Origin of the sequence: Pseudomonas sp. MPFS, from assembly GCF_022537035.1 — a bacterium.
Taxonomy (GTDB): domain Bacteria; phylum Pseudomonadota; class Gammaproteobacteria; order Pseudomonadales; family Pseudomonadaceae; genus Aquipseudomonas; species Aquipseudomonas sessilinigenes.
Window position 1 is genome coordinate 6,220,315 of the sequence record NZ_CP066123.1, and the last position, 13,261, is coordinate 6,233,575.

Sequence of the window (13,261 nt, forward strand, 5' to 3'; positions counted from 1 at the left end):
CCGGCACTTTTCTGACCACATCTCATCACCACCATGTCCATCCTGACCTCTGCGAAACTGCCCAAAGCCCTGCCTGATGGCTTTTTCGACCGTGATGCTCAGCTCCTGGCCCGTGAGCTGCTGGGCAAGGTCATCCGCCATAAAGTCGGCGACCTGTGGTTGTCCGTGCGCATTATCGAGACTGAAGCCTATTACTGCGAGGAAAAAGGCAGCCATGCCTCCCTCGGCTTCACAGAAAAACGTAAGGCGTTGTTTCTGGATGGCGGCCACATCTATATGTACTACGCCCGGGGCGGCGACTCACTGAACTTCAGCGCCCAAGGCCCGGGCAACGCCGTGCTGATCAAGTCCGCCTACCCCTGGGTCGACGAGATTTCCGGCCCTGCCAGCCTGGCGCAAATGCAACTGAACAACCCGGACGCCAGCGGCCAGCCGCGCCCCTGGCAGAAGCTTTGCGCCGGCCAGACCCTGCTATGCAAGGCCCTCGGCCTGAAAGTCCCAGTATGGGATGCGAAACGCTTCGATCACGAAGCCCTCTTTGTCGAGGATGTCGGTGCCGCCGTATCGCAGATCATCCAAAGCACCCGCCTGGGCATACCCAAGGGCCGCGATGAACACCTGATGTACCGTTTCGTCGACGCCGCCTACGCGCCGTACTGCACCCGGAACCCGTTGCGCCGGGGCCAGGTCGAGGGCCGCGACTACCTCATCCTCGGCTGACCCCATCACCGCTCGATACTGACAATGGAGTTGAATCTATGGGCCCATGGCTCGACAGCGTGACCGCCTGGCTAAGCGGCAACCCACAGTGGCTGGCAGCCGCGGTATTTATCGTCGCGTTCGTGGAGTGCCTGGCCATCGCCGGCCTGATCGTCCCCGGCACCGTACTGTTGTTCGCTATCGCGGTATTGGCAGGCAATGGCGCCTTGTCGTTGGGCGAGACCCTGCTGCTGGGCTTCGCCGCCGGCATCCTGGGCGATGTCACGTCCTACCTGCTGGGACGTCGCTTCCACCAGCGCATCCGCCGCTTGCCAGGGCTGCGCCAGCACCCTGAATGGATCACCGGCGCCGAAGCCTATTTCCAGCGCTATGGCATTGCCAGCCTGCTGGTTGGACGCTTCATCGGCCCCCTGCGCCCAATGCTGCCGATGGTGGCGGGCATGTTCGACATGCCGTTCCCGCGGTTCTTCGCCGTCAGCCTACTGGCTGCGGCAGGCTGGTCGGTGGCCTACCTGCTGCCCGGCTGGGCCACCGGCGCGGCCATTCGCCTGCCTCTGCCCGAAGGGTTCTGGCCCCAGGCCGGCGTGGTCATCGGCAGCCTCGCGGTATTGATCGGCCTGAGCGTCAACAGCAGCCTGCGTCGCCATCGCCGGGCGACCCTGTTGATGTCCGGCCTGAGCCTGGCGCTACTGCTGGGGCTGTTCATCGGTTACCCCTACCTGGCCCAGTTCGACCAGGGGCTGATAGCCCTGGTGCAGGAACACCGCGACCCGGCACTGGACAGGATCATGGTGATGGTCACCCAGATCGGCGAGTTTCGCGCCATGTTCATCATCAGCGCGGCCCTGACCCTGTTGCTGGTGCTGCTGCGCCAGTGGCGCCATGCGTTGTTCGCCGGCGCCACGCTGCTGTGCACTGCACTGGCCAATACCGCCGGCAAGTGGTTCTTCGCCCGGATACGCCCGGAAGTGCTGAGCGAGCCGCTGGCCAGCTTCAGCATGCCCAGCGGTCACGCCTCCGGATCCTTTGCCCTGTTCCTGACCCTCGCGGTGCTGGCTGGCCGCGGTCAACCGCCGCGGATGCGCTTGACCTGGCTGCTGCTGGGCTGCCTGCCGGCAATGTCGATCGCCCTGTCACGGGTTTATCTGGGAGCTCATTGGCCGACCGACATTTTTGCCGGGGCAATGCTCGCAGCCTGCGTCTGTACCGCCAGCCTGACCCTGGTCCAGTGGCAGGCCCCGCTCAAGCCGATGCCGGCCAAGGCCTGGTGGCTGGTGCTGCCAGTGATGGTGCTGCTGTGTGCCTTTATGTCGATGCGACATTTGCCGCAAGCGCTGCTGCGCTACGCCTATTGAGTCGCCGGGAGGGTGTGGCTCAGGCGAAGAGCTCACCTTGCAACTCATCCAATAGCAGTTGAATGGCATCCAGACGCTGCTGTGGATCGTCCAGTTGCAGCAGATCGATCTTGTCCAGCTCGGAAAAGGGCAACAGGTACGCCAGTTGATTGGCCAGTGACTGTTGCCCTGCGGCCTCGACGCCCATGTCCAGGGCCTCGACCATCGGATGTTCGGCCAGGGCCTTGAGCAGCGCCACCAGGTCGGCGTCGTCTTCCTTCAATGGCTGCTCCGCCGCCTCATCCAGCCAGCGGACCTGGGCCACGACCAACTGATCCTTCTGCACCTCGCTACCAAGGACACGAAAGCGCCGCCCGCCCTTGACCCGAATGCCCAGCAAGCCATTGTCCTGCTGGTGGAAGTCGGTAATCAGTGCCTCGCAACCTACCTGGGCATAACCTGGGGCAGCCACACCCGTTTCCGCGCCCTCCAGGATGCACACCACACCGAACCCGCTCCCCTGCTTCATGCAGCGGCCGATCATGTCCAGGTAGCGAGCTTCGAAGATCTGCAAGTCCAGAATGCAGTCGGGAAACAGCACGGTATTCAAGGGGAACAGCGGCAGACTCATGACATCCATCCTCAAACCAGCAACGACACCGCCAATGGCAGCAGGACTGCCGTGGCCACGCCCATCAGACTCATCGCCAGCGCGGCAAAGGCGCCGCACTCCTCACTTTCTTGCAGGGCCACCGACGTGCCCACGGCGTGTGCCGTCATGCCCAGCGCCATGCCCCGGGCCTCGGGTGCCCGGACTCCCAGGCGATCGAGCAGGCCGGGGCCGAAAATCGCACCAATCACGCCCGTGATCAGCACGAACACCGCGGCCAGTGCCGCTACCCCGCCGATCTGCTCGGCCACCAGCATGGCGATCGGTGAGGTAACCGACTTGGGTGCCATGGTCATGAGGATCATGTGCTCGGCACCGAACCACCACCCAAGCAACACGCCCAGGCTAGTGGCCAGAACCCCACCCACCACCAGCGTAGTAAATATCGGCCAGAACAACTGGCGGATACGTCGCAGGTTGAGGTACAGCGGCACCGCCAGGGCGACTGTAGCCGGCCCCAGGAGAATGCTCAGGATCTCGGTGCTCTTGCGGTACTCGGCATAGCTCAACCCACAACCGAGCAGTACCCCGATCACCAGCAGCATCGATACCAGCACCGGCTGCAGGAACATCCAGCGAGTCTTTTCGAATGCCGCCAGCACCAGTTGATAGGCCCCGAGGGTGATACCGATGCCAAACAGCGGATGGTGGATGACCGCGGCCCAGGCCCCCTGCCAATCGAAACTCATGGGCGCTCCTCCCGGCGAGCCTGGCGCTTGACCAGGCGCTGCATCAGCACTCCGGCAAAGGCCATGGAAAGCACCAGCGACAGCACCAGCGCCCCGGCGATGGCCCAGAAGTCCGCAGCGATATCCCGGGCGTAGACCATCACCCCGACAGCAGGCGGTACCAGCAACAGTGGTAGATAACGCAACAGACTGCCGGCCGCCTGGTTCAACGGCTCGCCCACTTCACCGCGCACGACCAGGAACACCAGCAGCAATAGCAGGCCGATGATCGGCCCCGGCAATACGGGCAACAGCAGATGATTGAGCGCCGTCCCGATCAGTTGGAACAGCACCAGCCATGTCAAACCGCGTAACAACATACCGCCCTCTCCAGCCAGATCCCGTCGCGCATTATAAGCACGCAGGCGCGATGAACCGGCATTCGCCAAAAGCATGGGTCTTTACCGAGCCGGATCACCATGATGATCTACAGTGGAAGTTTCGGACCGTGAAACACCGCATCGATCACCCAAAATCGTTGAACCAAGGAGAGTGTCAATGCCCTATGTTCCTGTTGCAGAGCTCAAGGATTATGTTGGAAAGGAACTGGGTCGTTCCGCATGGCTCACTATCGACCAGGAGCGTATCAACCTGTTTGCCGAAGCCACCGGTGACTTCCAGTTCATTCACGTCGACCCGGCCAAGGCCGCACAGACGCCATTTGGCAGCACCATCGCCCACGGTTTCCTGACCCTGTCGCTGATTCCGAAGCTGATGGAGGACATCCTGGTACTGCCCCAGGGGCTGAAAATGGCGATCAACTATGGCCTGGACAGCGTGCGTTTCATCCAGCCGGTGAAGGTCGACTCCAAGGTGCGGCTCAAGGTCGACCTGGTGGACGCGACCGAGAAGAAACCCGGCCAATGGCTGCTCAAGGCCAGCGTCACCCTGGAAATCGAAGGCCAGGAAAAACCGGCCTATATCGCTGAGCCCCTGTCACTCTGCTTCGTCTGATGCACCCCTGAGCGAAACGCATCACGCTGTTTCGCTCAGGCTCTCTATATATAAGGCACACGGCTACGGCATACTCGGACCCCTAATCATCCGGAACCCGTTATGCGCCCATTTGTCCCCCTGGTTTTGACCCTCCTGCTCAGCGCTTGCGGTGATGGCGAATCACTGTTGCCGCCCGATGCCCGCCTACCGGATGGCGGACGCTATCGTGGCGACCTGGTCAACGGTCTGTTGCAGGGCCAGGGCCGCATCGACTACCCCAATGGCAGCTGGTATGCCGGTCAGTTCGACAAGGGGCAATGGCACGGGCAAGGGGAATGGCACGGTAGCAACGGCGAAGTCTACCGAGGCCTGTTCCAGCAAGGGTTATTCCATGGGCAAGGCACCCTGACCACCAAGAACAGCAGCTACAGTGGCGGCTTCAAGCTCGGGCGCCGTGACGGAGAAGGCACCCTCAAAGAAGACGGCATGACCTATCGGGGCGAGTTCAAGGCCGACCTGTATTCGGGCCTGGGGCGCCTGGAACTGGACGACGGCAGCCAGTACCAGGGCCAGTTCGCCAAGGGCAAGCCCAATGGCGAAGGCCAGCGCAGCGACTCCAGCGGCAACCAGTTCAGCGGCCACTTCGTCGACGGTCAACTCGAAGGCAATGGCACGTTCAACAGTGCCGAAGGCGATATCTACGTCGGCGGTTTCAAGCACAACCAGCTCAATGGCAAAGGCCGCTATGAAAACTCCGACGGCGATGTATGGATCGGCCAGTTCAAGGACGGAGCCCTGGGCGGTAAAGGTGAGTTGATCGGCGCCGATGGCAGCCACTACCTCGGCACCTTCAGCGACTGGCGTTTCAGCGGCGAGGGGCGCCTGAACCTCAGCGATGGCAGCTTCTATGTCGGTGGATTCGACAGCGACAACTATCAGGGGCACGGGGTCCTGGTGCTACGCGACGGCAGCGTGCAAAGCGGTGTGTGGAACAACGGCCTGCGGGTTCGCGATGCCGATGGCAAGCTGCTCCCCGACCCCCTGGAAACGGCCCTGCTGACCCAGGGCCGCCTACTCAAGGAAGCCCTCGATGCCGTGCCGGCCTCGACCCGAGCCATCGAGCTCTACAGCCTGACCCTGGCCGGCGATGGCAAGCAGAGCGTATTCCTGCGTGAAGCCGACTATGTCAGCAACATGCTCGCCAGCCGTTTCGGCGCCTATGGCCAGATCCGCCTGGTGAACCACCGCGACCACATGATGAACCGCCCCATGGCCACCCGGGAAAACCTGCGCCGCGCGGCCCAGGTCCTGGCCGAACGCAGCGGTCCCGAAGACCTGGTATTCATCTACCTCACCAGCCACGGCACCAGCGAACATGAACTGGTGCTCGACCAACCACGCCTGGAGCTGGCCGACCTGCCCGCCGACGAGCTGGCCAATGCCCTGGCGCCCTTGAAGAATCGCGACAAGATCGTGGTCATCTCGGCTTGCTACTCTGGCGGTTTCATCCCGGCCCTCAAGGATGAACGAACCCTGGTCATGACTGCCTCAAAGGCGGACCGGGTATCCTTCGGCTGCTCGGAAGAAGCCGACTTCACCTACTTCGGAGACGCCCTGTTCGCCCAGGCGCTGAACCAGACCGATGACCTGGAGCACGCCTTCATGCTGGCCAAGGCGAGCGTGGCCGAGCGCGAGCAGGCGGACAACTTCGACCCGTCCGAGCCACAGATCTGGGCCCCCAAGGGGGTCATCGCCCACTGGCAGCAACTACGCAAGCAGCAGGCACGAAAAGCCCTGCAGAGTGTCTCTATCAGCAGCAAGGAAGCACAAGGCAACTAAGCTGGAACAGTATCAAGGGGGAATGACTATGTACTTGACGCCACAGCACATCCTGCTCGCCGGCGCCTCTGGCCTGACCGGGGAGCAATTGCTCGACCGCCTGCTCAACGAGCCCACCATCAGCCGGGTCCTGGCCCCCAGCAGGCGCCCATTGAGCGAGCACCCACGACTGGAAAACCCGGTCGGCGACCCTGCAACCGTCCTGCCGCAGCTGACCGGCAAGGTGGAAATCGCCTTTTGCTGCCTGGGCACCACCATCAAGCAAGCCGGCTCCGAAGCCGCCTTTCGCGCCGTGGACCTGGACCTGGTCGTGACTTTCGCCAAGCGCGCCCTGGAAATGGGTGCACGACACCTGGTTGTGGTCAGCGCCCTGGGCGCCGACCCCAAGTCGTCGATTTTCTACAACCGGGTCAAGGGCGAGATGGAAGAGGCGCTGAAGCGCCAGGGCTGGCCGCAATTGACCATCTGCCGGCCTTCCCTATTGCTCGGAGACCGGGTCGAACCGCGTCTTGGCGAGCAGTTGGTCGGTCCACTATCGCGGCTGATCCCGGGCAAGTACCGCGGCATCGAAGCCTGCCAGTTGGCTCGAGCCATGTGGCGCCTGGCCCTGGAAGAACAGAGTGGCACCCGGGTGGTGGAGTCCGACGAGTTGCGCAAGCTGGGCAAATGATCGGCTGCGCCAGGCAAGCTCCGCAGGAGGCGGCCTGGCAACTCTCCCTACAACCCGCCGGTAGCCCTGAACCCCACGCCCAACACCGTCAGCACCGACAGCGGCAAGAGCAACGTATCGAGCACAGCGCTGGCCGGCAGGTCCAGGCCCGGATACCCCGGCGCCTCGGCACCAAAGCGATCCAGGGGACAACATCCGCCCTGCAGGGCATACAGATCCAGGCGCGTCCCCGAGTACACCACCGCAGCCCCGGGCTTCGCCGCATCCAGGGTCCGGGCCGTGGCGCAGCCGCCCAACTGCAGGGCCGCCAACAGCAAAGGCAGGGCTTTACTCATCGCTGCTCAAATGATGCTCGCCCCAACGGGGCAGCATGTCCTGGGGGATATTCAGCAGGTTGAGAATTCGCGCCACCACGAAGTCCACCAGGTCATCGATGGTCTGGGGCTGGTGATAGAAACCCGGCGAGGCCGGCAGGATGGTCACGCCCAGGTTCGACAGCTTGAGCATGTGCTCCAGGTGAATACTGGAGTACGGCGCCTCGCGCGGCACCAGGATCAGCTGACGGCGCTCCTTGAGCGTAACGTCCGCAGCCCGTTCGATCAGGTTGTTGCAGGCGCCGGTGGCAATCGCCGACAGGGTGCCGGTAGAGCAAGGCACCACCACCATCGCGGCCGGTGAGCCGGAGCCCGAAGCCACCGGCGACATCCAGTCCTCCTTGCCGTAGACCCGGATCTGCCCCGCCGCCGCCCCGGTGTACTCGGTCAGGAACGCCTGCATCAGCTGCGGCTTGGCCGGTAGGGTGACATCGGTCTCGGTGGCCATCACCAATTGCGCCGCCTTGGAGATCAGAAAATGCACCTCCCGGTCCTCGCGCACCAGGCAGTCGAGCAGGCGCAGGCCATACTGGGCACCAGAGGCGCCAGTCATGGCCAGGGTGATGCGTTCCGGGCCGTTGCTCATTGCAGCGCCTCGGCCAGCTTGCCGTGCAGGCCGCCAAAGCCGCCATTGCTCATGATCACCACCTGGGTCCCGGGCTTGGCCTGGCTCTTCACTCGTTCGATGATGCCGTCCAGCGAATCGCTGACGATCGACGGCACCGTGCACTGGGCCGCCGTGGCCGCCAGGTCCCAGCCCAGGTTGGGTGGCGCGTACCAGATCACCTGGTCGGCCTGGTTGACGCTTTCCGGCAGACCATCACGGTGGGCGCCCAACTTCATGGAGTTGGAACGCGGCTCGATGATGGCAATCACCGGCGCCTCGCCGACGCGCTTGCGCAAGCCATCCAGGGTGGTGGCGATGGCCGTCGGGTGGTGGGCGAAGTCATCGTAGATGGTCACGCCATGCACCTGGGCGACTTTCTCCATGCGCCGCTTCACACTCTTGAAAGCGCTCAGCGCAGCGATGCCCATGGCCGGCACCACGCCCACATGACGGGCCGCGGCCAGGGTCGCCAAGGCGTTGGCGACGTTATGCTGGCCGGTCAGTTCCCACTCGACCACGCCCTGGCTCACACCCTCGAACAGCACTTCGAAGGCCGAGCCGTCTTCGCTGTGCAGCTTGACCTGCCACTGGCCGCCGGCGCCGGTGGTCTGCACCGGGGTCCAGCAACCCATCTCGATCACCCGCTGCAAGGCGGGCTCGGTGGTGGGATGGATCACCAGGCCTTCGCTGGGGATAGTCCGCACCAAGTGGTGGAACTGCCGCTCGATGGCCGCCAGGTCCGGGAAGATGTCCGCATGGTCGAATTCGAGGTTGTTGAGGATCGCGGTGCGCGGACGGTAGTGGACGAACTTCGAGCGCTTGTCGAAGAACGCGCTGTCGTACTCGTCGGCCTCGATCACGAAGAACGGCGTGCCGCCCAGGCGGGCCGAGACCGCGAAGTTCTGCGGCACGCCGCCGATCAAAAAGCCCGGGCTCATCCCGGCATGCTCCAGCACCCAGGCCAGCATGCTGCTGGTGGTGGTCTTGCCATGGGTGCCGGCCACCGCCAGTACCCAACGCCCTTGCAGCACATGGTCCGCCAGCCATTGCGGGCCGGACACATAGGGCAAGCCCTTGTTCAACACATATTCCACCGCCGGGTTGCCCCGGGACATGGCGTTGCCGATCACCACCAGGTCCGGTGCGGGGTCCAGCTGGGCCGGATCATAACCCTGGGTCAGCTCGATGCCCTGGGCTTGCAGCTGGGTGCTCATCGGCGGATAGACGTTGGCGTCGGAGCCGGTGACGTGGTGGCCGAGTTCTTTGGCCAGAACCGCCATCGACCCCATGAAAGTGCCGCAGATACCGAGAATATGGATGTGCATAGTCGACCTCATAAAACATCGGCGCAGGGTAGCCTAGAGGGCTGCAATTCGCACCCTTTAGCTGACGGGGAGATCCAGCCACGGCCTGACGCCATGGCTGGTCGGAAACAAGCGAAGGCTCAGCGCGCGATACTGTGCTTGCGCAGCTTTCTATACAGGGTGTTACGGCTGATCCCCAACTGCTCGGCGGTGTGGGTCATGTGCCAGCGCTGCTGCTCCAGCGCTGCCAGCAGGGCCACCCGTTCGGCATCCTCAAGAGGCCGCTCCGGCTGATCATCGAGGGGTTCGCTGGGCGCTATCGGGCGGTTGCCCTGGCGAATCAGCGGTGGCAGGTCCTGCACACCGATCCGACCGTCCTCGCACAGCGCCGCCAAGGTCCGCAGTACGTTTCGCAATTGCCGCACGTTACCCGGCCAGGAGTAGGCCAGCAGGTTCTGGCGCGCCGCCTCGTCCAGCACCACCGGTTGCGAGCCCGCCTCTTCGGCCAGGAGAAAATCCAGCAACTGGGACTTGTCGCTGCGCTCGCGCAAGGCTGGCAGGGCAATCTCCAGGCCATTGAGCCGGTAGTACAGGTCTTCGCGAAAACTACCGTCGCCGACTCGCTCCAGCAGGTTGCGGTGGGTGGCGCTGATGATCCGGACATTGACCGATTGCGGCTCGCCTCCAATCGGCACCACCAGTCGATCCTCCAGCACCCTCAGCAAACGAGTCTGCAAGGCCAGGGGCATGTCACCAATTTCATCGAGGAACAAGGTACCGCCATCGGCCTGCTGCAACTTGCCGCGCATGCCTTCCTTGCGTGCCCCGGTGAAACTGCCACCGCGATAACCGAACAGTTCGCTCTCGATCAGGCTCTCCGGAATGGCCGCGCAGTTGAGGGCGACGAAGGCCTTGTCCGCCCGGGCACTGGCCTGGTGCACGGCCTTGGCGAAGGCCTCCTTGCCCGAGCCGGTCTCACCATTGATCAGCAGCGGCACGTCGCGCTCGAAGACCCGCGATGCCCGGCGAAAATCGCCTTGCAGGCCAGCATCGCCAAGGCAGATGCCCGAAGCCTTAGGCACCGCCACATTCACCGGGGCTCGCAGCATGGGTTGTACAACGGCAGGTGGCGCGCCTCGCAGCAGGGCGAACAAATGCCGCCCATCCCGGGTGCGTAATGGCCAACTGGCACTGGCGTTCAGGCTGGCGCGCCCGAACAGCTCGTCCAGGGAGCACTCGAAGAAACTGTCCACCGGCTTGCCCAACAGGCCGCCGCGGATATGCCCCAGCAGGTTCAGCGCACTCTGGTTCACCGCGCAGATCCGTCCTTCGCCGTCGAAGGCCAGCAGACCCTCGCTGAACAGGCCCACCGATTCGGCCTGCAAATGAAAGCGCAGCAACCACTGGTTCTCGAAGTAACGCAGGAAGTAGCAACTCTCGATCATCTTCGCCGAGAGGTTGACCATGGCCATGGTGTGGAACTGGCTCTGGCGGGAAACATCCTGGCGAGCCGACGACACATCCAGCACCGCCAGCAACTCGCCATGGGGATCGAACACCGGACTGGCCGAACAGGTCAGGCCGGTGTGCCGGCCACGAAAATGCTCGCCCTGATGAATCGTCAGCGACTGGCGCTCGACCAGGCAGGTACCGATACCGTTGGTGCCCTCCCGGGCCTCGCTCCAGTCAGCCCCCAGCCACAACCCGGCATGCTCGAAGATCTTGCGCTCGCTGGGAGCGGTGATGCAGTTGAGGATCACCCCACGGGCATCGGTCAGCAGTACCGCATGGCCAGCGCCAGACAACTGCTGGTGCAGGTTGGCCATTTCGGTGCCGGCGATCTGCAGGACATCCTTCAAGCGCTCCCGGCTCTCCAGCAGGCGACCGTGCTCGAGCACCGTGGGGGCCATGGAAAGAGCCGGGTCGAGGTGATAGTCCTCCAGGCAGCGCAACCAGGAGCGGGCGATGGAAGGATCGCTGCCGGGCCCCTGCAGATGAGCCTTGCCCCGGGCGACCGTCAGCACTTGCTGGGCATGGCGGGTGAGATGATTACTGCTGTGCATTTCTTATTGTTCTCCTGCTGTGCTGTCACACGCGGGCGCGATCCTGCGCCACCGAAGGTCTGGAGATCAGGGTCCATCGACGAAAACACCGATGGGCCGACGGATTTGTCCGACAGGATTCGACATTCGAGCCAGCATCCTCCAGGCGTCGTCGCATTGCAACGCCAGCTTGTCCCCTGAGCCACAGCTTGTGCCATCCAGGTTACAAACTGTCACTCAATGCTGCGCCAGATTTGTCACACGCCAGGGACCGACAGCCCCTGCTACCTGCGCAAACGCTTGATTCACATGGCTCGCGCTACGCTGGCCCGGGCTTTGCTCTACGCTTGCCATGCGCTACAGCGCGTCCTCCCCCATAAGCATAAAAGCCAGGAGATACCCCATGCGTTACGCACACCCCGGTACTGAAGGCGCTATCGTTTCGTTCAAGAGCAAGTACGGTAACTACATCAACGGCGAATTCGTCGCGCCCATCAAAGGCCAGTACTTCACCAACACCTCGCCGGTGAACGGCAAGCCGATTGCCGAATTCCCGCGCTCCACTGCCGAAGACATCGAAAAAGCCCTGGACGCCGCCCATGCCGCCGCCGATGCCTGGGGCGCGACCTCGGTCCAGGCCCGCTCGCTGATCCTGCTGAAGATCGCCGACCGCATCGAGCAGAACCTCGAACTGCTGGCCATCACCGAAACCTGGGACAACGGCAAGGCCGTACGCGAGACCCTGAACGCCGACATCCCCCTGGCCGCCGACCATTTCCGCTACTTCGCTGGCTGCCTGCGGGCCCAGGAAGGCAGCGCCGCCGAGATCGACGGCAACACCGTGGCCTACCACATCCATGAGCCACTGGGCGTGGTCGGCCAGATCATCCCGTGGAACTTCCCGATCCTGATGGCCGCCTGGAAGCTGGCCCCGGCCCTGGCCGCCGGCAACTGCGTGGTGCTCAAGCCTGCCGAGCAGACCCCGCTGGGCATCACCGTGCTCATGGAAGTGATCGGCGACCTGCTGCCAAAAGGCGTGCTCAACGTGGTGCAAGGTTTCGGCCGCGAAGCCGGCGAGGCCCTGGCCACCAGCAAGCGCATCGCCAAGATCGCCTTCACCGGCTCGACCCCGGTGGGCTCGCACATCATGAAATGCGCCGCCGAGAACATCATCCCGTCCACCGTGGAGCTGGGCGGCAAGTCGCCGAACATCTTCTTCGAAGACATCATGCAGGCCGAGCCGAAGTTCATCGAGAAGGCCGCCGAAGGCCTGGTGCTGGCGTTCTTCAACCAGGGTGAAGTCTGCACCTGCCCATCCCGCGCCCTGGTGCAGGAGTCGATCTACGACGAATTCATGCAGGCGGTGATGAAGAAGATCGAGCAGATCAAGCGTGGCGACCCGCTGGACACCGACACCATGGTCGGCGCCCAGGCTTCCGAACAGCAGTTCGACAAGATCCTGTCCTACCTCGACATCGCCAAGAACGAAGGTGCGCAGCTGCTCACCGGCGGCAAGGTGGAGAAACTCGAAGGCGACCTGGCAACCGGCTACTACATCCAGCCGACCCTGCTCAAAGGCACCAACAAGATGCGCGTATTCCAGGAAGAAATCTTCGGCCCAGTGGTGAGCATCACCACCTTCAAGGACGAAGCCGAGGCCCTGGCGATCGCCAACGACACCGAGTTCGGCCTGGGGGCCGGGGTCTGGACCCGCGACATCAACCGCGCCTACCGCATGGGCCGTGGGATCAAGGCCGGTCGCGTGTGGACCAACTGCTACCACCTGTACCCGGCGCACGCCGCGTTCGGTGGCTACAAGAAATCCGGCGTGGGCCGCGAGACCCACAAGATGATGCTCGACCACTACCAGCAGACCAAGAACCTGCTGGTGAGCTACGACATCAATCCGCTGGGCTTCTTCTGATCGACCCTCCCGGCGGCCCCAGGGTCGCCGGGAGTTTTTTCGCGGCCCTGCCGCACATCTATACCTTCGTGGTCCGGCGCCACTGGCTTGCCGGACGGGACGCTGCTGTCGGA

13 protein-coding genes are annotated in these 13,261 nt (G+C 63.5%); 6 read left to right on the top strand and 7 right to left on the bottom strand.

The genetic code is table 11. The features are described 5' to 3' along the window. Positions 1-33 precede the first annotated feature (33 nt). Positions 34-720: a DNA-3-methyladenine glycosylase gene (locus I9018_RS28570; protein WP_241108104.1), complete on the top strand. Its 687-nt coding sequence runs from the start codon at positions 34-36 to the stop codon at positions 718-720. A gap of 38 nt (positions 721-758) precedes the next feature. Next, positions 759-2,075 (top strand): bifunctional DedA family/phosphatase PAP2 family protein, encoded by a 1,317-nt coding sequence (locus I9018_RS28575; RefSeq protein ID WP_241108105.1) that lies wholly within the window; start codon positions 759-761, stop codon positions 2,073-2,075. 19 nt (positions 2,076-2,094) lie between these two features. Here the strand turns inward: I9018_RS28575 and I9018_RS28580 are convergent, their stop codons facing one another. Genes I9018_RS28580 through I9018_RS28590 form a run of 3 tightly spaced genes read right to left on the bottom strand, consistent with a single transcriptional unit; the run spans position 2,095 to position 3,772 of the window. After that, entirely contained in the window at positions 2,095-2,685 is a 591-nt protein-coding gene (locus I9018_RS28580) for an LON peptidase substrate-binding domain-containing protein (RefSeq protein WP_124347290.1), read from the bottom strand. 11 nt (positions 2,686-2,696) lie between these two features. After that, on the bottom strand, positions 2,697-3,413 hold the full coding sequence (locus tag I9018_RS28585; RefSeq protein WP_068579536.1) for an LrgB family protein: 717 nt from the start codon (positions 3,411-3,413) through the stop codon (positions 2,697-2,699). After that, positions 3,410-3,772 (bottom strand): CidA/LrgA family protein, encoded by a 363-nt coding sequence (locus tag I9018_RS28590; RefSeq protein ID WP_241108106.1) that lies wholly within the window; start codon positions 3,770-3,772, stop codon positions 3,410-3,412. The genes I9018_RS28585 and I9018_RS28590 overlap by 4 nt, the downstream gene beginning before the upstream one ends. Before the next feature lie 178 nt (positions 3,773-3,950). Between I9018_RS28590 and I9018_RS28595 the strand changes: the two genes are divergently transcribed. From I9018_RS28595 to I9018_RS28605, 3 genes are all read left to right on the top strand, one after another. Next, positions 3,951-4,406, top strand: coding sequence for a MaoC family dehydratase (locus tag I9018_RS28595; RefSeq protein WP_068579530.1), 456 nt, complete (start codon positions 3,951-3,953; stop codon positions 4,404-4,406). A gap of 102 nt (positions 4,407-4,508) precedes the next feature. Next, positions 4,509-6,227 carry a C13 family peptidase gene (locus I9018_RS28600; RefSeq protein ID WP_241108107.1) on the top strand — a complete coding sequence of 573 codons (1,719 nt, stop codon included), beginning with the start codon at positions 4,509-4,511 and terminating at the stop codon, positions 6,225-6,227. A gap of 28 nt (positions 6,228-6,255) precedes the next feature. After that, positions 6,256-6,897 (top strand): oxidoreductase, encoded by a 642-nt coding sequence (locus tag I9018_RS28605; protein ID WP_068579524.1) that lies wholly within the window; start codon positions 6,256-6,258, stop codon positions 6,895-6,897. A gap of 47 nt (positions 6,898-6,944) precedes the next feature. On the opposite strand, the gene I9018_RS28610 is transcribed toward I9018_RS28605, so the two are convergent. The 4 genes from I9018_RS28610 to I9018_RS28625 form a co-directional block, all read right to left on the bottom strand. Beyond that, entirely contained in the window at positions 6,945-7,232 is a 288-nt protein-coding gene (locus I9018_RS28610; protein WP_068579522.1) for a YceK/YidQ family lipoprotein, read from the bottom strand. Continuing rightward, the gene (gene ubiX / locus I9018_RS28615) at positions 7,225-7,857 is read right to left on the bottom strand and encodes a flavin prenyltransferase UbiX (protein WP_068579519.1); all 633 of its coding nucleotides are present in this window, start codon (positions 7,855-7,857) and stop codon (positions 7,225-7,227) included. The genes I9018_RS28610 and ubiX overlap by 8 nt, the downstream gene beginning before the upstream one ends. Then, positions 7,854-9,203: a UDP-N-acetylmuramate:L-alanyl-gamma-D-glutamyl-meso-diaminopimelate ligase gene (gene mpl / locus I9018_RS28620; RefSeq protein ID WP_068579516.1), complete on the bottom strand. Its 1,350-nt coding sequence runs from the start codon at positions 9,201-9,203 to the stop codon at positions 7,854-7,856. Before mpl ends, ubiX begins: the two co-directional genes overlap by 4 nt. A gap of 119 nt (positions 9,204-9,322) precedes the next feature. Next, positions 9,323-11,245 (bottom strand): sigma-54-dependent Fis family transcriptional regulator, encoded by a 1,923-nt coding sequence (locus I9018_RS28625; RefSeq protein WP_124347288.1) that lies wholly within the window; start codon positions 11,243-11,245, stop codon positions 9,323-9,325. 382 nt (positions 11,246-11,627) lie between these two features. Between I9018_RS28625 and I9018_RS28630 the strand changes: the two genes are divergently transcribed. Further along, positions 11,628-13,148, top strand: a complete 1,521-nt coding sequence (locus tag I9018_RS28630; protein ID WP_068595430.1) for an aldehyde dehydrogenase family protein — start codon at positions 11,628-11,630, stop codon at positions 13,146-13,148. Positions 13,149-13,261: the final 113 nt, after the last annotated feature.